This is a genomic window from Fonticella tunisiensis, assembly GCF_004364155.1.
GTDB classification, from domain to species: Bacteria; Bacillota; Clostridia; order Clostridiales; family Caloramatoraceae; genus Fonticella; species Fonticella tunisiensis.
Genome location: NZ_SOAZ01000021.1, coordinates 13664 through 34156, shown reverse-complemented (window position 1 = coordinate 34156; position 20493 = coordinate 13664). Strand labels below are relative to the sequence as shown.

Here is a 20493-nt window from a genome sequence, read left to right as displayed (position 1 = left end):
AACTATATGGATACATTTTTTACTGCTTGTGCTATTAGGTGTTAAAGTAAGTGAAAGGTGGTGATACAGGTGGCTAAGGATTACTATGAGATTCTCGGAGTCGATAGAAACGCGTCTGATGAAGATATTAAAAGGGCATTTAGAAAACTTGCAATAAAGTATCATCCAGATAAGAATCAGGGTGACAAGGCAGCTGAGGAAAAATTTAAGGAAATAAATGAAGCATACCAAGTCCTTTCAGATCCACAAAAGAGAGCTCAATACGACCAGTTTGGAACAGCCGATTTTAATGGACAGAGTGGTTTTGGAGGCTTTGAAGGCTTTGGAGGTTTTGAAGGTTTCGGAGGATTTTCAGATATATTTGGCGATATATTTGGAAGCATGTTCAGCGGAGGAAGAAAGCAAAAAAGTGGCCCCCAAAGAGGTGCCGATATTGAGTATACTCTGGACCTTTCATTTGAAGAAGCTGCCTTCGGGGTGAAAAAAGAAATAGATATCTACAGGCACGAAACCTGTGAAACTTGTCACGGCACAGGAGCAAGGCCTGGAACTTCACCTAAGACATGTGACAAATGCCATGGTACAGGACAGGTACAGACAAGAAGGAATACTCCCTTTGGGAGTTTTGTGAGTGTTACAACATGTGATAAATGTCATGGAGAAGGGACAATAATAGAATCCCCATGTCCTTCCTGTGGAGGAAGGGGCAAGGTAAGAAAGAAAAAGGTTGTAACAATTAATATCCCGGCTGGAGTTGATACGGGTAATACAATCCCACTTAGAGGAGAAGGAGAACCGGGTTCTAAAGGAGGACCTTCTGGCGACCTTTATATACATCTCAGGGTAAGGCCCCATAAGATATTCAGAAGACAGGGATTCGATATAACATGTGAAGTTTCAATCTCCTTCGTTCGGGCAGCATTGGGTGGTGAAATTAAAGTTCCTACCCTTGAAGGCGATACAAACTATACTATTTCAGAGGGTACTCAACCGGGAACGATAATTAAACTGAAGGGTAAAGGTATACCAAGGTTGCGTGGCGGCGACAGGGGTGATCTGTATGCTGAAATTAAGGTTGAGATACCGAGAAAGCTTAATGACAAACAAAGACAGCTTTTGAATCAGCTTGCAGCAGAGATGGGTGAAAGTAAAGTCGAGGGGAAGAAGTCCTTTATGGATAAATTTAAGGATGCCTTCGGCGGATAACCTGTTATATATTGGGCCGGATTAACTTGGTTTTGCCGGCTCATTTTTTATCGCTTATAATTTGATGCCGTTATGGTTACACATTTTCTTGAAATGTGATAAAATTTTTATTGTATAATAGCAGGATTATGTGAAATAAATATTGTATGATTTTGTAGGAGTGTCTCTGGCTGCGTTAGCTTGACATTTGTAGTTTAATTTAATTGTCGGATATGGAAAAAATGGATATTTAGTATATAATGGTGGTTTGCAACGTTTATATTTTGTTGTAAGCATTAAGGGAAAGGATTTGATACTATGAGTGAAAAGTGGATAGAAGTTAAGGTAATAACGAGCAGCAGCGCGATAGAACCTGTGTCGGGAATATTTTATGGACTTGATGTTAAAGGAGTTGCAATAGAGGATCCGAATGATATATACTCAAGGCAGCAAAATGCCCTGAGCTGGGATTTTGCCGATGTTAATATATTTGAGTATGGAGACAGGGCAGCGGTAGTCAAGGCATATTTCAGCCAGGAGGATGACATAGAAAAAATAGTAAAATATATAGAGGGTAAACTCAAGGAATTGAAGGAAATGGGTATAGACGTAGGTGACAGTAAGGTTATAACCACAGCAGTATACGAAGAAAACTGGGCTGCATCGTGGAAAAAATATTACAAAACTACCAGACTCGGAAAGCGCGTAGTTATTAAGCCCGTATGGGAAATTTATGAGTCTGAAGAAGATGATGTGGTAGTTGAACTGGATCCGGGAATGGCCTTTGGAACTGGAACACATGAAACAACCATGATGTGCGTTGAATTTCTTGAAAAATACGTAAAAAAAGGCGATGTTGTTTTTGATATAGGCACAGGTTCTGGCATTCTTGCTATTACCGCTTCAAAACTTGGTGCTGAAAGGGTAGAGGCAGTTGACCTTGACGAAATTGCTGTCAGGGCTGCACAGGAGAATGTAGCATATAACAATCTTACCAACGTTGTAATAAAACATGGAAACCTTACAGAAGTTATCGAAGGAAAAGGGGACATAGTAGTTGCAAATATAATTGCTGACGTTATAAAGGTACTTGCAGGAAATATAAAAAACTACCTAAAGGATGACGGTTTATTCATTGCCTCGGGAATAATCATAGATAGAAAAGAGGATGTTGTTGAAGCGCTTTTAAAAGAGAAATTTGTTATACATGAGGTAAGGGAAATGGGAGAATGGGTTGCCATAGCTTCAAAACTTCACTAGAGGTGATATAGTGCACAAGTTTTTTGTCGATGAAAGCAATATTCATAAAGACAGTATATGTATAGTTGGAGAAAATGTAAACCATATAGTTAAGGTTCTGAGAATGAAAAATGGAGATAAGATATTAGTGAGCAACGGAAGAGGCAAAGAATATATTTGTTCATTATCCAATTTAAGCACAAAGGAAGTAATATGTGATATAATATATGAAATGGAAAACAAAACTGAACCTCCTGTTAGTATAACCCTTTTTCAGGGACTTCCAAAAGCTCAAAAGATGGATTTAATAGTGCAAAAGTGTGTGGAAATAGGAGTTTCAAAAATTCAACCTGTTATAACAAGCAGAGTAGTGGTTAAAACAGAGGGGAAAGACATCACTGGTAAGCTGGAAAGATGGCAGCGTATTGCTGAGGAAGCTGCAAAACAAAGCAATCGTGGAACTATCCCTAAGATTTTCAAGCCCATATCCTTTGAGAAGTCGATTGAAATGCTTGGGAATATGGATTTAACTATTGTTCCATATGAAAGAGAAGAGTCTCTAGGGATTAAGAACGTACTGAAAAATGGTATGACATATAAAGATATTGGCATATTTATTGGTCCTGAGGGTGGATTTGAGGAGTATGAAATAGAACGCTGCCTTAAGGCAGGCATAAAGCCTGTAACATTGGGCCCAAGGATTTTAAGAACGGAAACGGCAGGATTTGTAGCATCTACTATGATACTATATGAAATTGGAGATATGGGAGGAAAGGGATGAATAAAGCAGCATTTTATACTTTAGGATGCAGGGTTAATACCTATGAGACAGAAGCAATCATGGAGATGTTTATAAAAAATGGCTATGAGATAGTGGATTTTGACCAGTATGCAGATGTATATATAATTAACACTTGTACAGTAACCAAAATAAGCGATAAAAAATCGAGGCAGATGATAAGAAAAGCGAAGAAGTTAAATCCAAAGTCGGTTGTGGCGGCGGTTGGATGCTATGTTCAGGTAGCTCCTGATGAAGTAGCCTCAATAGACGGTGTTGATATAATAGTCGGAACATCAGATAAGGGAAAAATACTTAAACTTATTGACGAGTATAAGAAAAATAAAAAGCAGGTCCGCCATATTCAAAATATAATGAACATCAGAGAATTTGAGGAACTTGAAATAGATGAATACCATGATAAAACAAGGGCATTTTTAAAGATACAGGATGGATGTGACAGGTTCTGTTCGTATTGCCTTATTCCATTTGCAAGGGGCCCTGTAAGAAGCAGGGGCATTGAAAATATTGAAAAGGAAGTTAAAAAGCTTTCAGAGAGGGGCTTTAAGGAAATAATACTGTCAGGGATACATGTAGCGTCTTATGGTAAAGATATCGGAAATATAAATCTGGTTGATGTTATAGAGCTGATAAATGGTTTTGAAGGTATAGAGAGGATTAGAATTGGATCGATAGATCCAACATTCTTTAGCGATGAGGTAATTGAAAGGCTCGAAAAACTGCATAAGTTTTGTCCGCATTTCCATCTTTCACTTCAAAGTGGATGCGATGAAACTTTAAAGAGAATGAACAGGCATTATACAACGGATGATTATAGAAGAATAGTTAATAAGATTAGAGATACCTTTGAGGATGTATCCATAACCACCGATATTATTGTGGGCTTTCCCGGAGAAACCGATGAAGAATTTAAAAAAACCTACGAATTTTTGAAGGACATTAAGCTTTCTAAAATGCATATATTTAAGTATAGCCCCAGAAAAGGTACAAGAGCAGAAAAGCTTGAGAATCAGGTCAGCCCTGAAGATAAAGAAAGAAGAAGTAAAATATTAATAGAGCTTGATAATGAGCTTGAAAGAAGATTTATAGAAAGATTCGTTGGACGAAATATGAAGGTGCTTTTCGAGGAAGGTGAAAACGGCTTATTTAAAGGCTATACTACCAATTATATTAAAGTAGAATGTTTGGATGAAAGAATAAAAACTGGAGAAATATATGAAGTAAAGCTTGTAGAAAATAAGGGGGATTCAGCATCGGGAATACTTTTAAGCTAATTGATAATATAATGTGTGCTTCAATTATGATATAAAGTTTACTAATGGGCGCACATTATGCCCATACATAACATGCATTTGAAAAGGAGGTGTAATTATGGACTGTATTTTTTGTAAAATAATAAGTGGAGAAATACCTGCAGAGAAGGTATATGAAGATAATAAAGTTGTTGCTTTTAAAGATATTAATCCTGCTGCTCCAGTACATATTCTAATAGTTCCGAGAGAGCATATTCCTTCTACTATGGAACTTGACATTGAAAGGGCTAGTGTAGTTGCCCATATTTTCCTTATAGCAAAAAAACTTGCTTCAGAATTTAAAATCTCCGAAAGAGGTTTTAGAATAGTAAACAACTGTGGTAGCGAAGGAGGACAAACAGTAAACCATCTCCACTTTCATCTAATTGGTGGAAGAGATATGACATGGCCTCCAGGTTGATGACATAATTTATATATTTCATTGACAATATTTGCACATATGTAATATAATATTATATGTGTTGTTTATAGCCACTTTCTTCACGGCATGTACTTTACTTGGTAGCGTTATGCTATTGCGGAGGGAGGGAAAACAGGTGTCAGAAATCAGAGTAGGTGAAAACGAATCGTTGGACAATGCTCTTCGTAGATTTAAGAAGAAATGCGCTAGAGCAGGCGTTCTTGCTGAAATAAGAAAGAGAGAACATTATGAAAAGCCAAGCGTAAAGCGTAAGAAGAAGTCAGAAGCTGCTCGTAAGAGAAAGTTTAAATAATGAAAGAAGGGTGAGTATGTCACTCAAGGAAAGATTACAGGAAGACTGGAAATCTGCTATGAAAAGCAGGGATAGTTTTAGAGCTACCGTTTTGAACATGGCTAAAGCGGCCATTTTAAAGGCGGAAAAAGTAGACGGTTCTAAGCTTGATGATGAGGCTGTCATAGATATATTATCAAAGGAGATAAAACAAAGAAGAGAAGCTATTGTGGAGTTTGAAAAGGGTAATAGGCAGGATCTTATTGATCAGACTAATAAAGAGATTGAGATTTTGCTTGAATACCTTCCTCAGCAGCTAACTGAAGAAGAAATAGCTGAAATCGTTAGAAATGCTGTGATTGAAGTTGGTGCTTCAGATATCAAGGATATGGGTAAGGTTATGACAGCAGTTATGCCAAAGGTTAAAGGAAGAGCAGATGGAAAGCTTGTAAGCCAGATTGTAAAAGAGGCTCTGAAATGAGATAGTGGACCCGCTAGTCGGGTCTTTTTAATTTTGATAAAAAAACCTAATAAATAAAATGAAGAGTCTTTAAGGAGTGTCTATACGACGCTCCTTTTTATTATGCTAATTGAAGCATTGAAAATTAGGGAAGTTATTTTAACTAAATACAAAGCATATGAATAATAATATAGAAATTGTCAGGGTGATATTAATATGAAAAATAATATAAAGAGTAGATTTGCAGATTCATTAGAACTACCCAAGGAGGTAGTGCTTGATACTCCTATGGTTAGAATAACAGGAAACAATGAAATGAGCGTAGAGAACCATAGAGGGATAGTAGAATATTCAAAGGAAATTTTGAGGATAAACTCTACCTTAGGAATAATTAAAGTTAGTGGAAGTTTTCTAAACATTAAAGAAATCAATCAGGAGAATATCATTATATCCGGTGAAATTTCAAGCATAGAATATATCAAATGAGGTGTAAAGCAATGGGGGGAAAAAAGGTTCGGGAATTTATAGCTGGATTTGTAACAGTTAAAGTTGAAGTATTAAACCCGGAAAAGTTTATTAATATGGTATCGCGTTATGGAATGGTTATGTGGGATATAGAACGGGTAAACTTTACTACGCTCAAACTTAAAATGAGATATGATCAATATAGGAAAATAAAGACCATAGCGAGAAAAACAGGAGCTAAAATTAAAATAGTCAATAAACATGGAGCTCATTTTATCTTTAACAAGTTGAGAAGAAGGAAATTTTTTATAATTGGGCTTATAATTTTTGCAGCTGCAATATTTTATTTGTCAAGTATCGTATGGAAGATAGAGATAACAGGAAATAAAAACATTGAAACAAGGAGAATATATGAAGCCTTAAAAAAAGCTGGTTTGTCTGAAGGAAAGTTTAAACACAGCATAAAGCTGAGGGAAGTAGAAAATGCTGCAACTAAACAAATAAATGAGATATCCATGATGAATATAAGATTTATTGGTACCTATGCAAAGGTAGAGGTGGTAGAAAGGACTATGCCGCCTTCCTTAATACAAAGGGATAAAAAATCGAACATAATCGCATCTAAAGATGGAAAGATTACAAGGATAATTGCGCTTCAGGGTCAGCCTAAAGTCAAGGAAGGAGATATAGTTAAGAAAGGTGAGATTCTTATATCAGGAATAGTTACTGACAAAAATAATGTTCCTCTTAATATTACCTATGCGATGGGAGAGATAAAAGCTGAAACATGGTATGATTGTACAGAAGAAATAAATCTCGATTATAAATATGAAATTAGAACAGGACAAACAAAACAAAAAATTTATTTAATAATTGGCGGAAAAAGGGTATACTTAAAAAATGATAGGATTAATTTCGGAAAATATGATAAAATAGAAGAAAAATCAGCTGTTTCCCTGGCAGGATTTGATACACCCATTGAAAAGGTGACTGAATACTATTTTGAAAAAGTTGAAAACAGCGTAAAATTGAGCTATGAGGAAGCCTATCAAATGGCTATTGAGAAAGCTGAGGAAAAGCTTAAAAAAGATATGCCCCAAGGTATAAAAATAATTGATAAGAAGGTTGAAAAATCAAAGGAAGAAGGAAAAGTTAAGGTTAGAGTTTTATATATTTCGGAAGAGGATATAGGTGAAGAACAAGAAATGAAATAGATTGGAGGATATGACTTGGAAAGGGAGAGCAGAATTGAAATTGAAAGATATGAGGATGTTGTAAACTTGTTTGGAAGGTTTGATGAAAATATAAAAGTTATTGAGCAAACCTTTGATGTTGTTATAATAAACCGTGATAGCGAAATAAAAATAACGGGACAGGGAAAAGTCGATCTGGCAGCTAAAACAATTATTAAGCTTCTTGAAATTGCAAAACGGGGCGAAATAATAAATCTTCATACTGTAAATTATATAATAGGACTTGTAATAGAAGATAATCCCCAGGAATTTGAAAAATTGCTCGATGATGTTATTATTGTAACCGCAAGGGGGAAATATGTAAAATGTAAAACCTTTGGACAAAGGGCATATGTAGATGCCATGAAAAAGAATGAAGTTGTGTTTGGTATTGGACCTGCAGGAACTGGTAAAACTTACCTTGCTATAGCAATGGCAATTAAGTTTCTAAAGGAAAAAAAGGTTGGTAAAATTGTTTTAACAAGGCCAGCGGTAGAAGCGGGAGAGAGGCTTGGTTTTTTACCAGGAGACTTGCAGGAGAAAATCAACCCATATTTAAGGCCTCTCTATGATGCGCTTTATGACATACTGGGAGCAGAGACCTTCCAAAAATATATGGAATCAGGAATAATAGAGGTTGCACCACTGGCATATATGAGGGGAAGAACAATTGATGATTGCTTCATAATACTTGATGAGGCTCAAAATACAACTCCTGAACAAATGAAAATGTTCTTAACCAGGTTTGGGTACGGATCAAGGATTGTTGTTACAGGTGATCTGACACAGATCGACCTGCCATCGGCAAAAGTATCAGGGCTTCAACAGGTAACAAAAATATTAAAGGGAATTGATGGTATAGAATTTGTCACTTTCTCCCATAAGGATGTTGTAAGGCACAAGCTTGTTATGGAAATTATAAAAGCCTATGATAAGTATGAAATGGAAAATGAAAATAGGTGATGAATATGAATATTCACAAAAGAATTTCACCAGGTACACTTATACGCAATGAAAAGCTGCAGAAAATTGCAATAGGTTTACTTACTTTTCTTATTTTATTTTTTATCTGTTCCAAAAGCATTATTCCACAAAAATACGAGCTTAATGAGGGAGACATAGCACCTGCAGATATTAAGGCACCAAGGGACTTTGTTGATAAAGGATTAACAGAAGCAAGGAGGCAGGAAGCGATTAAAAATGTTCCTAAACAATATACGAGGGACTATACGGTTCAGAGAAGAGCAGTAGATAAGATAAGGGCCTATTTTAATCAAGCAGTTGAATTAAAAAACTCTAATCTTGATCAAAATGCGAAAATTGAAAAATTGAAGGGCGAGATGAATCTTGCCGATGAGGATTACATAACGACGCTAAAGCTCAGTGTCGAAGAAATCCAGCACATAGCTAATTTTTTAATAAATGAGGTATCTAAAACACTTTCAGAGGATATCAAAGATAATGAAGATTTGAAGGCTGCCCAGGAAAGGCTTGATAATGTTATAAGACAGGAACTTACTTCAAAGGCAATGAGGGACCTTGCGTCAGATATTAGTTATAATCTCATAAAGATAAATTCATTATATGATGAGGAGAAGACCAATGAAGAGAAGGATAAGGCAATAAAGGCTGTTTCAGATGTTATAATAAAAAAAGGACAAATTATCATTTCAAAGGGAGAACCGGTAACATCAAGGCATATAAGTTTAATGAGGGATGCTGGAATACTTGAACAGGACCACTTGGGTGATATTAAGATATATTCAGGAATTGCCGTACTCGTATTAATTGTTTTATCTATTATAGTATGGTATATATATAAGTTTAAAAGAAATGTCTTTGAAGAAAACAGCAAGTTGCTCATCATATCAATAGTTTTATGCATAAATTCATTATTTATTGCAGGTATAAATGTAATTTCTCCGTATTTGATACCTGCTGCGTTTACTGCAATACTCATGGCACTGATATTCGATCCTTTATTGTCATTTGTAATTACATTGCCTATAGCAGTGATTGTTGCATGTATAACCAATTTCAATTATGAATTTATACTCCTATATATAATTAGCTCAATCGCGGGAATTTTGTTTACAAACAGGGCACAACAGAGAAACAACGTGCTTTTAAGTGGTTTTTCAATTGGAGTGCTGAATGGCATTGTAATAATATCGATTGGAATTATTAATAATATCAATATAACACAAAATTTAATAAACGGCTCCAAGGGTATTGCAGGAGGAATTTTGTCAGGAGTCCTCGCCATTGGCATACTTCCTATTTTTGAGGGACTTTTCGATATCATAACCCCAATAAAGCTTCTTGAGCTTTCAAACCCTAATCAACCTTTGCTTAAAAAAATGTTGTTTGAGGCTCCAGGTACGTACCATCATAGTATTTTAGTGGGCAATTTATCGGAGGCTGCAGCCGATGAAATTGGGGCTAATTCTCTTTTGGCAAGGGTTGGATCCTATTATCACGACATAGGTAAAATGAAACGACCATACTTTTTTAAAGAAAATCAAATTACAAATGACAATCCACATGATAAAATAACTCCAAAGCTGAGCACCCTCATTATCACATCCCATGTTAAGGATGGAATAGAGATGGCGAAAAAACACAGGCTTCCTTCAGCTATAATCGATATAATAGCTCAACATCATGGTACAACTCTCGTTCGATATTTTTATGTTATGGCTATAAAGGACGGGAAAGAGGTAGTAGAAGAGGCTTCATTCAGGTATGAAGGCCCAAAGCCTGAGAGCAAGGAATCAGCAATTGTTATGCTGGCCGACAGCGTCGAAGCTGCAGTTAGATCACTGACTAGCCCAACCATTCAGGACATTGAAAAAATGGTTGATAAGATAGTAAATGAAAAGGTTGAGGATGGTCAGCTCGATAATGCCGATTTAGCTCTAAAGGATATTGGTAAGATTAAAAAGGCTTTTATAAAGGTACTTATAGGTATTTTTCACAATAGAATAGAATATCCCGAGATAGAGAAAGAAACGAAGGATAAGGAGGAAAATTAAGATGATAGAGTTTGATAACAGGCAAACCAGGATCGATTTTTCAAAGGAGCTGGAAAGTTTAATTGAAAAATCCGTTGAGGCTGTCCTGGCGCTTGAAAACTTTAATAAGGAATATGAGTTAAGCGTTGTTCTAACCGATGATGCAGGTATAAAAGAAATAAACAGGGAATTTAGGAATATAGATAAAGCAACTGATGTACTTTCCTTTCCTATGCTTGACTTTGAAGAAGGATATTATGATGAAGAAGATATGGATATAGAGGATTTAAATCCTGATAGTGGTGCTGTTGTACTTGGAGATATGGTAATATCGCTTGAAAGGGCTAAATCTCAATCTGAGGAATATGGACATACCTTTGAAAGGGAAGTTGCCTATTTAACAGTGCACAGCATACTCCATCTCCTTGGATATGATCATGAAAGGGAAGAGGATAGGCTAATAATGAGGAGTAAGGAGGAAGAGATATTGGGCAGGCTTGGTATTAGCAGATAGTGGGTGATGATATGAAGATTAAAAAGTTTACTGACAGCTTCAATCATGCTATAGAAGGCATTATATATACAATTAAAACTCAGAGGAATATGAAAATTCATATGGCAGTAGCCATAATTGTTTTATTGTTAAGCCTGTTTTTTGACTTGACCAAGGTGGAAATGTTGATACTTTTTATCACTATAACTCTGGTTATAGTCCTGGAGATGATAAATACAGCCATTGAAGCAACGATTGATGTTTTGGCCAACTACTATCATCCACTGGCGAAAATTGCAAAGAATGTAGCAGCAGGTGCGGTTTTAATAGCTGCAATTAATGCATTGGTGGTTGGCTACTTGCTTTTTCTTGATAAACTAAGGCCTATAACAAAAAACGTGCTGATAAAAATAAAGCAGTCTGATAGTACAGTATTTTTTATATGCCTTATATTGGTAGTTCTGGTTACAATTATTGTTAAGGCTATTTATGGAGAAGGAACGCCATTAAAAGGTGGAATGCCCAGTGGACATAGTGCAATAGCATTTAGTTCTGCTACTGCTATATCCCTTTTTACAGAGGATATATTAATTATAACTCTTTGTTATTTTCTAGCTTTTCTTGTTGCGCAGAGCAGGGTTGAAGCAAAAATACATTCCCTATTTGAAACAACTGTAGGGGCTCTGCTAGGCATTTTGATTACAATAATAATTTTTAAGCTTTTATAGAGGGTAATCCCTCTATTTATTTCAATTAAATCTAGTTTATCTACTTATAAAAAAATTAATTCTTGAAATTATATATTATATAGCTATAAAAATTTCCGTAAATGAAAAATACTGTTGAAAAAAATTATGAAAGAATTATAATATAAATTCCAAGGATATTTTTTTTTAACAAATAAATTTTATGAACAAAATTTGTTCATTGGTGAACTACTTAATCCTTCCAATCTAATAAAGGAGGAATATTTATGGATGACAAAAATCTTATAGAAATAGCCAGAAATGCCATGGAAAAGGCTTATGTTCCCTACTCAAAGTTCAGAGTAGGCGCTGCACTTCTTACGAATGACGATAGGGTGATAACAGGTTGTAATATAGAAAATGCCTCCTTTGGAGGGACTAATTGTGCAGAAAGAACGGCTCTTTTTAAAGCCATATCGGAAGGGTACAAAAGTTTTAAAAAGATTGCAATAATAAGCGAAAGCAGCAACTACACATACCCATGCGGTATATGCAGGCAGGTACTTTCGGAATTTTGCCCTGAATTGGAAGTGATTGTTGCAAATAATAGAGGAGAATATAAAACGCATAAGCTATCTGAACTTCTCCCCTATGCCTTTACTAATGATGATATGGAAGGGAGATAAATATATGAACAGTTTTAGGTCGGGTTTTATAACAATAATTGGTAGACCAAATGTTGGTAAATCAACTTTGATTAACTATTTAATTGGTGAAAAGCTTTCTATTATATCAAATAAACCACAGACCACGAGGAACACAATACAGGCGATATTAACGAGGGACGAATTTCAGATGGTATTTATAGATACTCCTGGAATTCATAAGCCAAAGCATAAGCTTGGCGAATATATGGTTAGAATTGCCGTAAATTCCTTGAACGATGTAGATCTTGTTTTATTTTTAACAACGCCTGAAGAAACTCTTGGGGTGGGGGATAAACATATTATAGAGCAGCTTAAAAATGTGAAAACACCTGTAATACTGGTTATAAATAAAATAGATACAGTGAAAAGGGATGTTACGGCTAAGACCATTGATAACTATAGACATGAATATGAATTTTCTGATATTGTGCCAATTTCAGCATTGACGGGTGAAAATGTTGATAACCTCCTAAAAGTAATGGTATCAAAGCTTCCAGAGGGGCCAAAGTATTTCCCGGAGGATATGATAACGGACCAGCCAGAAAAGTTTATAGTGAGTGAAACGATAAGAGAAAAAATGCTTCACAATCTTGAACATGAGGTGCCTCATGGTACAGCCGTTGAGGTTGTAGCGATGAAGGAAGATAAAGAAAAGAATATTATAAATATAAGTGCAACTATATATTGTGAAAAACCATCACATAAGGCTATAATAATTGGCAAAAATGGTCAAATGTTAAAGGAAATAGGCCAAAGTGCAAGAATAGACATTGAAAAGATTCTGGGCAGTAAGGTTTTTTTGGAACTTTGGGTTAAGGTGAAGAAGGACTGGAGGGATAATCCGTCAACTCTTAAATCCCTTGGATATAAATAATATTTACGGGGGGTGATTATTTTGTCACTTATCAAAGTTCAGGGAGTCATAATTAAATCTATCAATATATCTGAGAGTGACAAAATTGTCACCCTTTTTTCGGATAAACTTGGAAAGATAGATGCAGTGGTACACGGCGCCAGAAGAAGCAGAAGCAAATTTCTTTCATCTACTCAACCATTCTGTTATTGTGATTATGTGGTATATAAGGGTAAAAATCTGTACACAATAAATCAAAGCAGTATTATTGAGTCCTTTCAATCAATACTAATGAACCTCGATAAATTGGCCTATGGAAGTTATTTTTTAGAGCTTGTGGATAATATAACTGAAAAAGAAATGAAATATGTATCTATTCTTGCGATGCTTTTGAAAACGCTTTATATACTTGTGCATGGGGACGTTGATCTGGAACTGCTAAGGTTAACTGTAAGTTTTAAGGCTATATCTCTGGCAGGATATATGCCGCGTCTAAAGGGATGTGTCAAGTGCGGAAGCAAAATGGACTACGGAGTTTTTAGCATAAAAGAAGGTGGTATCCTTTGCAGCAAATGCAGCATAGATGGTGAATATGTATACGAATTAAACAGACAAACATTGCATTTTTTACATACTTTAAAAAACATAAAATTAGAGGATTTGAGATATATTAAATATGAAAGGAAAATGGTAGAATACCTTCAAAATATATTAACAAAATATATCATGTATTATACTGAGAAGGATTTTAAAAGCATAAGTCTAATTAACACTATAAAAGAAAAAGGAGTGGTATGATGGAGGAGATAACCCTTGAAAAAATCGATATTATTAGGCAACGCACAGGTGTAAGTTATGCCGAGGCTAAGGAAGCACTGTTGAATAACAACGGAAATGTGGTAGATACGCTTATATACCTGGAAAAAAACCAGAAAACTTTTACTCAAAACATTACAGAAGTTAGTAATGAACTTATAGATACCATCAAAGATATAATCAAGAAGGGCAATGTAAGCAGAATCAAAGTAAAAAAGGATAACAGACTACTTGTTGATATACCTGTTTCAGCAGGAATAGCAGCAGGAGCAATAAGTCTTTTTTACCCATCGCTTCTTGTAATAGGAGCTGTTACAGCCCTTGCCACAAAAATAACCATAGAAATAGAGAGGCCCGATGGAAGGATCGAGGTCATAAATAAAATAGCAAAGGACACTTATGAAGATATAAAGGAAAAAGTCAATGGCACCAGGGAAAAGGCAATGAATATAGTAAATGATATTACCGAAGATTTCAAAAATACAGCAAATAAAGAGGAAAAAAATAAAGAATAAGTCAGTAAAATCTGACTTATTCTTTATTTTTTTCTATAATGAATATTGAAAAATTTCCAAAAATTATATAAAATATTTTTATAGAAATTTATCTGTTGTTTTTGACTGATTGACGTTTTGTATAGTATTAATGTAGCAAATATACATAAAAAATATGACAAAATGTTATATTAAAAAAAATTTATTGTAATTAAATCTCTGCATCAATATAATAATATATAATATATGTAATATTTTGTTATTGATACCATATGCAGAGAGGTGGTTATTATAAAACTTACAAAACGTCAAGAAGAAATAATTGAACTTGTTAAAAAAAATCAGCCTATAACAAGCGAAAAACTTGCTGAGAAGTTAAGTGTTACCAGGGCTGCGCTAAGGCCTGATCTTGCTATATTAACTATGACAGGAATTTTAGAAGCGAGGCCAAAGGTTGGTTATTTATACTCAAAGCGAGGTGGTAATAGTATAATATATGACTATATTAAAGAGGTCAAAGTAGCCGAAATTAAAACAAAACCAGCAGTAGTGACTGAGGATACAACTGTGTATGATGCAATTGTGCAGCTTTTTTTGGAGGATGCTGGTACTATATTTGTAACTAATAATGGCCATTTAACAGGTGCAGTATCCAGGAAGGATTTTCTAAAGATCGCTTTAGGAAACACTGATATACATAAAGTTCCAGTTGGTATAATTATGACAAGAATGCCAAATATCGTCACAGTAACTGATAATGATACAGCATATGAAGCTGCCAAGAAGATAATAGAACATGAAGTGGACAGTTTGCCCGTGATAGAGAAAACTGTGACAGAAGATGGGAAAGACATTTTAAAGATAACAGGTAAAGTTTCTAAAACAAATATTACTAAACTTTTTGTTAAGCTTGGTTCAGGTAATTGATATTGGTATATCGATGAAAAAATAGAAGCATTTGCAAGTAATTGGGACAAAAAATGTTCCCCAGGGTTGGTTGGCTAATCTAATAATATACATATAAGATAGGGGGTTTTTTTAATGCACAATCAGGTAAAAAAATATGTTTATCTCTTTAGTGAAGGTAACGCAAGTATGAGAAATCTACTTGGAGGTAAGGGTGCAAACCTTGCAGAAATGACAAATATAGGACTTCCAATTCCACAGGGCTTCACTGTAACTACTGAAGCCTGTAATAAATATTATGAAGATGGTCAAGTAATTTCTGATGAGATTAAAGAGCAGATATTTGAGCATCTTGTTAAGCTTGAGGGGATTACTGGAAAAAAGTTTGGTGATCCTTCAAACCCATTGCTTGTATCAGTTCGCTCAGGAGCAAGGGCATCAATGCCGGGAATGATGGACACTATACTGAATCTCGGATTGAATGATGAAACAGTGGTTGGAATTGCTAAACTTTCTAATAATGAAAGGTTTGCATATGACAGCTATAGAAGATTTATACAGATGTTCAGTGACGTGGTTATGGAAATCGATAAAAACAAGTTTGAAAGCATACTTGATGCGGTTAAAGAGGAAAATGGTGCGAAGTATGATACTGATTTATCAGCTGAAAATTTAAAAGAGGTTGTAAGAAGATATAAGGAACTTTACAGGTCAGAAAAAGGAACCGACTTTCCATCGGATCCAAGAGAGCAGCTTTTAGAAGCTGTAAAGGCTGTTTTCCGTTCATGGAATAATCCAAGAGCAATAGTATATAGAAGGTTAAATGATATTCCAGGAGACTGGGGAACAGCTGTTAATGTTCAGCAGATGGTATTTGGCAACATGGGCGAAACTTCGGGTACAGGGGTTGCATTTACAAGAAACCCTGCTACAGGAGAAAATAAAATATTCGGTGAATACTTGATAAATGCACAGGGTGAGGACGTTGTTGCTGGTATTAGAACTCCACAGGATATAAATACGTTAAAAGAAGTTATGCCAAATTGTTATAACGAATTCGTGAGAATAGCCAAATTACTTGAAAAACATTACAAAGACATGCAGGATATGGAATTTACAATAGAACAGGGAAAACTGTACTTTCTTCAGACAAGAAATGGAAAGAGAACAGCACAGGCAGCCCTTAAGATAGCGGTGGATTTAGTTGAGGAAGGATTAATCACAGAAGAAGAAGCTATTCTGAAGGTTGAACCCAAGCAACTTGATCAGCTTCTCCACCCAACCTTTGATCAGGAAGAACTTAAAAATGCCAAGGAAATAGCAAAGGGACTTCCAGCATCTCCAGGAGCTGCATACGGAAGGGTATACTTTACAGCAGAAGATGCAAAGGAACATAAAGCAGCAGGAGAAAGGGTTATACTTGTTAGAACTGAAACTTCACCTGAAGACATAGAAGGTATGGTTGCAGCAGAAGGGATACTTACTGCAAGAGGAGGAATGACTTCACATGCAGCTGTAGTTGCGAGAGGCATGGGCAAGTGCTGTGTTGCAGGATGCGGTGAACTTAAGATAAGAGAAGAAGAAAAATATATGACCGTTGGAGACCTTAGAATAAATGAAGGTGACTACATATCAATAGATGGAAGCACAGGAAAGGTATACGGACAGAAGATCAAGACTGTTGAACCGGAAATTTCAGGATACTTCGGAACATTTATGTCATGGGCAGATAAAATAAGAAAATTAAAGGTTAGGACAAATGCCGATACTCCAAAGGATGCTGCTCAGGCTGTTAAGTTTGGTGCAGAAGGTATAGGACTCTGTAGAACTGAGCACATGTTCTTTGAAGAGGATAGAATACCAGCAGTTAGAGAAATGATAGTTGCTAAGACAGAGGAGCAGAGAAAAGCAGCACTTGAAAAGCTTCTTCCGATGCAAAAGAGTGATTTTATAAAAATCTACGAAGCAATGGAAGGAAGGCCTGTAACAATAAGGCTTCTTGACCCACCGCTGCATGAATTCCTTCCACAGGAGGACGATGATATCAGGGAATTAGCTGAGACAATGGGCATTACATTTGATGAATTAAAGGCTACCGTTGAGGGACTTCATGAATTTAACCCAATGCTGGGTCACAGGGGATGCAGGCTTGCAGTAACTTATCCCGAAATAGCTGAAATGCAGACAAGGGCAATAATCGAAGCTGCCATAGATGTTAAAAAGAGGCTTGGATATAATATTGTACCTGAAATAATGATTCCTCTGGTTGGGGAAATTAAGGAATTAAAATATGTGAAAGATATAATAGTTAGAACAGCCAATGAAATAATTGAGAAGGCTGGAGTAGAACTCAAGTACCAGGTTGGAACGATGATTGAGATACCCAGGGCGGCTTTAACTGCAGATGAAATAGCCAAGGAAGCTGAATTCTTCTCATTCGGTACTAATGACCTAACACAAATGACATTTGGATTTTCAAGGGACGATGCCGGAAAATTCTTAAAGGATTACTATGATAAGAAAATATTTGAATTTGACCCATTCCAGAAGTTAGATCAAACCGGCGTTGGTAAACTTGTTAAAATGGCATCCGAACTTGGCAGAGTTACAAGGCCGGAGTTGAAGCTCGGTATCTGTGGGGAACATGGTGGAGATCCATCATCCGTAGAGTTTTGCCATAATACGGGACTTGACTATGTATCATGTTCACCATTTAGAGTTCCTATAGCAAGGCTTGCTGCAGCTCAGGCTCAGGTTAAGAATCCTAGATAATTTAAGGAGTAGCGTATGCTACTCCTTAAATTTTTCTTCAATGTAAATTTTAAACTGATTGCAGAACAGATCATGTTTTTCCTGCTGAGCTGAGATTTTTTTCAATATAGTAATAAATGCATCCCTATTGCACTCTTTTCTATTTCTATAGTAATCCCTTGAAACCTTCCAGAACTTATGAGGGAACATTAAAGCTGCCAGAAGAGCAACATGTTCACTATAACTCATTTTACGAACCCTTTCATAACTTTCAATTGCAGTCTTAAATATTTCAAAGTTCCAGGAAGTGTTTTCTCTTTTCAATATCCTTCTAAAATAATATATTAAATCATGAAGAGGCATGTCTATTGCAGTCCTGTCAAAGTCTATTACTACAAGTTTATTTTCAGGTGTGATGATTATATTTTTATTAACATAATCAAGATGGCATATGGCTTTTTTACTTACTCTGTCACCAAAGTCTCTAGAAAAGTCTATTAGCGAAATCAAATAAACGCTTTCTTGAGCTTTTTCAATATTGTAATCAAAATTATCCAGAAATAAACGTGAGAACTTGTCCTTAAGGATAAAAGCTTTATTTGAAAGTTCAAGAAGCTGAAGAAAATGCTTATTGAGGCTTTGAACAAAATCACTTTCTGATTTTGGAATTCTGCTGCCTTCTATGGGGCTGAACATATATGAGTACAAATGAATTCTGGCAAGATTTTCAGAAGCCAGTTTAAGATCTTCGATATTATCGTAATCACATTTCCTTCCTTCTATCCAGTCCGTTAACAAGTATAGGCTATTTTTATATCTTACATATTTAAGTCCTTTTTTCGTTGAAATAAATCTAGGGGATATTACACCTTTAAAATTAAGCCATTCAATGACAGAGTAAATAAAAAGCAAGGTAGGTTCATCATAGTATACTTTTTTAAGGCATTTTACTCCCCTGTCGGTGCTAACCTTAAACACAGCTCTAGGTTTTGAAGTGTCTTTATACTTAATATTTTCTATGTTGAGGACATTTAAATTGTAATTGATTAAAACTTTTTCCTTTATTTCATCTATGGATAATATATCTTTGCTTGATTCTAATGGAAAATAATCCATTTACTCACCTCATAGAACTTGCTATTGAAGTATATGAAAATAAAACAGCATTTATACGAGCCCTTTAATATCTAATTGTATAAAATTTGTTATTTTATGAAAAAATGATAAATACTGAGTATTATAAAGTATCCTTAAGATGATACAAGATAAAGCATAAATAATTTTTGTAAACGATAAAGAAGGGATATTGACATTGATGTTGTATATTATATATAGAATTTATTTTTAAAAGCGGTGATGGTTATGAATATTAGAGAAAAATATGAAAAGCTGGAAGAAAAAATACTTTCTCCTCTTGCTACATTAAGCAAAAATACTGTTGGAAGGTTACGAAGTGAGGATAAATGTGAAATACGGACTGAATTTCAAAGAGATAGGGATAGAATAATTCATTCCAAGTCTTTCAGAAGGCTTAAGCATAAAACTCAGGTTTTTATAGCACCTGAAGGTGATCATTATAGAACCAGACTTACACATACCCTCGAAGTTTCCCAAATTGCAAGGACTATGGCAAGGGCTATTGGTTTGAATGAAGACTTAACTGAAGCAATTGCACTGGGCCACGACCTTGGGCACACTCCCTTTGGCCATACAGGCGAAAGAGTTTTAAACGAGATAGCAAAAGAAGGCTTCAGGCATAATGAGCAAAGCCTTAGAGTTGTAGATTATCTTGAGAAGAGCAAAGGGCTTAATTTAACAGGAGAGGTAAGGGATGGTATATTGTGCCACTCAGGTGACCTTATACCGAAGACCAACGAGGGAAAGATAGTTAAACTCTCAGATAAAATAGCTTATATTAACCATGACATAGATGATGCCATAAGGGCGGGTATAATTTCCCTTGAAGATATACCAAAGGAATGCATAGATACTCTCGGAAGAAGCCATTCAGAGAGATTGAATACCATGATAACAGCTATTGTAAATCATGCTTTAAAATTTGGAGAGATTAAGTTTGATGGTCCAATTGGGGAAGCAACCTGGGAGCTTAGAAGGTTTATGTTCAAAAATGTGTATATAGGTTCAAATGCTAAAAAGGAAGAAGAAAAAGCCATGCACTGTGTTGAAGAACTTTTCAATTATTATAAGCAGCATCCGGATAGAATGCCTGAGGAATACATTAAAAAGATTGAAGAGTGGGGTTTGGAAAGGGTTGTATGTGACTATATTGCAGGGATGACTGACAGGTTCGCAATAACTGAATATATGAACATATTTGTGCCTCATCCTTGGAAGAAAAATTATTAAATTTTTTTAAACAAGAAGGAT

Annotated in this window: 21 protein-coding genes; 20 read left to right on the top strand and 1 reads right to left on the bottom strand. The window is 35.5% G+C overall.

The genetic code is table 11. From position 1 onward, the window contains the following. Positions 1–69: 69 nt before the first annotated feature. From dnaJ to ppdK, 19 genes are all read left to right on the top strand, one after another. Entirely contained in the window at positions 70–1206 is a 1137-nt protein-coding gene (gene dnaJ, locus EDD71_RS11235; RefSeq protein ID WP_133628836.1) for a molecular chaperone DnaJ, read from the top strand. A 297-nt stretch (positions 1207–1503) separates the two neighbouring features. Beyond that, positions 1504–2445, top strand: a complete 942-nt coding sequence (gene prmA, locus EDD71_RS11230) for a 50S ribosomal protein L11 methyltransferase (protein WP_133628835.1) — start codon at positions 1504–1506, stop codon at positions 2443–2445. 10 nt (positions 2446–2455) lie between these two features. Continuing rightward, the gene (locus tag EDD71_RS11225) at positions 2456–3205 is read left to right on the top strand and encodes a 16S rRNA (uracil(1498)-N(3))-methyltransferase (protein ID WP_133628834.1); all 750 of its coding nucleotides are present in this window, start codon (positions 2456–2458) and stop codon (positions 3203–3205) included. Continuing rightward, positions 3202–4497: a tRNA (N(6)-L-threonylcarbamoyladenosine(37)-C(2))-methylthiotransferase MtaB gene (mtaB, locus tag EDD71_RS11220; RefSeq protein WP_133628833.1), complete on the top strand. Its 1296-nt coding sequence runs from the start codon at positions 3202–3204 to the stop codon at positions 4495–4497. Before EDD71_RS11225 ends, mtaB begins: the two co-directional genes overlap by 4 nt. A gap of 97 nt (positions 4498–4594) precedes the next feature. Further along, complete coding sequence (locus EDD71_RS11215) at positions 4595–4936, top strand: histidine triad nucleotide-binding protein (RefSeq protein ID WP_423244825.1); 342 nt, start codon at positions 4595–4597, stop codon at positions 4934–4936. 136 nt (positions 4937–5072) lie between these two features. Next, positions 5073–5249 carry a 30S ribosomal protein S21 gene (gene rpsU / locus EDD71_RS11210; protein ID WP_133628831.1) on the top strand — a complete coding sequence of 59 codons (177 nt, stop codon included), beginning with the start codon at positions 5073–5075 and terminating at the stop codon, positions 5247–5249. Between the two features lie 16 nt (positions 5250–5265). Then, positions 5266–5709: a GatB/YqeY domain-containing protein gene (locus EDD71_RS11205; protein WP_133628830.1), complete on the top strand. Its 444-nt coding sequence runs from the start codon at positions 5266–5268 to the stop codon at positions 5707–5709. 195 nt (positions 5710–5904) lie between these two features. Next, the gene (gene yqfC / locus EDD71_RS11200) at positions 5905–6174 is read left to right on the top strand and encodes a sporulation protein YqfC (protein WP_133628829.1); all 270 of its coding nucleotides are present in this window, start codon (positions 5905–5907) and stop codon (positions 6172–6174) included. A gap of 11 nt (positions 6175–6185) precedes the next feature. Next, positions 6186–7367 (top strand): sporulation protein YqfD, encoded by a 1182-nt coding sequence (gene yqfD / locus EDD71_RS11195; RefSeq protein ID WP_166636459.1) that lies wholly within the window; start codon positions 6186–6188, stop codon positions 7365–7367. A gap of 15 nt (positions 7368–7382) precedes the next feature. Beyond that, positions 7383–8348 carry a PhoH family protein gene (locus EDD71_RS11190; RefSeq protein WP_133628827.1) on the top strand — a complete coding sequence of 322 codons (966 nt, stop codon included), beginning with the start codon at positions 7383–7385 and terminating at the stop codon, positions 8346–8348. A 5-nt stretch (positions 8349–8353) separates the two neighbouring features. After that, positions 8354–10420, top strand: a complete 2067-nt coding sequence (locus EDD71_RS11185; RefSeq protein WP_166636458.1) for an HD family phosphohydrolase — start codon at positions 8354–8356, stop codon at positions 10418–10420. Position 10421: 1 nt separating this feature from the next. Then, entirely contained in the window at positions 10422–10913 is a 492-nt protein-coding gene (gene ybeY / locus EDD71_RS11180) for an rRNA maturation RNase YbeY (protein WP_133628825.1), read from the top strand. Between the two features lie 11 nt (positions 10914–10924). Further along, complete coding sequence (locus tag EDD71_RS11175) at positions 10925–11620, top strand: diacylglycerol kinase (protein WP_133628824.1); 696 nt, start codon at positions 10925–10927, stop codon at positions 11618–11620. A 245-nt stretch (positions 11621–11865) separates the two neighbouring features. Further along, positions 11866–12264: a cytidine deaminase gene (locus tag EDD71_RS11170; RefSeq protein ID WP_133628823.1), complete on the top strand. Its 399-nt coding sequence runs from the start codon at positions 11866–11868 to the stop codon at positions 12262–12264. A gap of 4 nt (positions 12265–12268) precedes the next feature. Then, the gene (era, locus tag EDD71_RS11165) at positions 12269–13159 is read left to right on the top strand and encodes a GTPase Era (RefSeq protein WP_133628822.1); all 891 of its coding nucleotides are present in this window, start codon (positions 12269–12271) and stop codon (positions 13157–13159) included. Positions 13160–13180: 21 nt separating this feature from the next. Continuing rightward, positions 13181–13936, top strand: coding sequence for a DNA repair protein RecO (recO, locus tag EDD71_RS11160; protein ID WP_166636457.1), 756 nt, complete (start codon positions 13181–13183; stop codon positions 13934–13936). Next, entirely contained in the window at positions 13936–14469 is a 534-nt protein-coding gene (locus EDD71_RS11155; protein WP_133628820.1) for a DUF4342 domain-containing protein, read from the top strand. The genes recO and EDD71_RS11155 overlap by 1 nt, the downstream gene beginning before the upstream one ends. 261 nt (positions 14470–14730) lie before the next feature. Beyond that, positions 14731–15375 carry a transcriptional regulator CcpN gene (gene ccpN, locus EDD71_RS11150; RefSeq protein ID WP_133628819.1) on the top strand — a complete coding sequence of 215 codons (645 nt, stop codon included), beginning with the start codon at positions 14731–14733 and terminating at the stop codon, positions 15373–15375. A 114-nt stretch (positions 15376–15489) separates the two neighbouring features. Then, complete coding sequence (ppdK, locus tag EDD71_RS11145) at positions 15490–18126, top strand: pyruvate, phosphate dikinase (RefSeq protein WP_133628818.1); 2637 nt, start codon at positions 15490–15492, stop codon at positions 18124–18126. Positions 18127–18144: 18 nt separating this feature from the next. Here the strand turns inward: ppdK and EDD71_RS11140 are convergent, their stop codons facing one another. Further along, positions 18145–19221: a CotS family spore coat protein gene (locus EDD71_RS11140; RefSeq protein WP_133628817.1), complete on the bottom strand. Its 1077-nt coding sequence runs from the start codon at positions 19219–19221 to the stop codon at positions 18145–18147. 246 nt (positions 19222–19467) lie between these two features. Between EDD71_RS11140 and EDD71_RS11135 the strand changes: the two genes are divergently transcribed. Next, complete coding sequence (locus EDD71_RS11135; protein WP_133628816.1) at positions 19468–20472, top strand: deoxyguanosinetriphosphate triphosphohydrolase; 1005 nt, start codon at positions 19468–19470, stop codon at positions 20470–20472. Positions 20473–20493 lie beyond the last annotated feature (21 nt).

Coding starts and splice junctions, on each gene's coding strand:
- prmA (WP_133628835.1), top strand. CDS start 1,504: ATGAGTGAAAAGTGGATAGAAGTTAAGGTAATAACGAGCAGCAGCGCG.
- mtaB (WP_133628833.1), top strand. CDS start 3,202: ATGAATAAAGCAGCATTTTATACTTTAGGATGCAGGGTTAATACCTAT.
- EDD71_RS11215 (WP_423244825.1), top strand. CDS start 4,595: ATGGACTGTATTTTTTGTAAAATAATAAGTGGAGAAATACCTGCAGAG.
- EDD71_RS11205 (WP_133628830.1), top strand. CDS start 5,266: ATGTCACTCAAGGAAAGATTACAGGAAGACTGGAAATCTGCTATGAAA.
- yqfC (WP_133628829.1), top strand. CDS start 5,905: ATGAAAAATAATATAAAGAGTAGATTTGCAGATTCATTAGAACTACCC.
- yqfD (WP_166636459.1), top strand. CDS start 6,186: ATGGGGGGAAAAAAGGTTCGGGAATTTATAGCTGGATTTGTAACAGTT.
- EDD71_RS11185 (WP_166636458.1), top strand. CDS start 8,354: ATGAATATTCACAAAAGAATTTCACCAGGTACACTTATACGCAATGAA.
- ybeY (WP_133628825.1), top strand. CDS start 10,422: ATGATAGAGTTTGATAACAGGCAAACCAGGATCGATTTTTCAAAGGAG.
- EDD71_RS11175 (WP_133628824.1), top strand. CDS start 10,925: ATGAAGATTAAAAAGTTTACTGACAGCTTCAATCATGCTATAGAAGGC.
- EDD71_RS11170 (WP_133628823.1), top strand. CDS start 11,866: ATGGATGACAAAAATCTTATAGAAATAGCCAGAAATGCCATGGAAAAG.
- era (WP_133628822.1), top strand. CDS start 12,269: ATGAACAGTTTTAGGTCGGGTTTTATAACAATAATTGGTAGACCAAAT.
- EDD71_RS11155 (WP_133628820.1), top strand. CDS start 13,936: ATGGAGGAGATAACCCTTGAAAAAATCGATATTATTAGGCAACGCACA.
- ppdK (WP_133628818.1), top strand. CDS start 15,490: ATGCACAATCAGGTAAAAAAATATGTTTATCTCTTTAGTGAAGGTAAC.
- EDD71_RS11140 (WP_133628817.1), bottom strand. CDS start 19,221: ATGGATTATTTTCCATTAGAATCAAGCAAAGATATATTATCCATAGAT.
- EDD71_RS11135 (WP_133628816.1), top strand. CDS start 19,468: ATGAATATTAGAGAAAAATATGAAAAGCTGGAAGAAAAAATACTTTCT.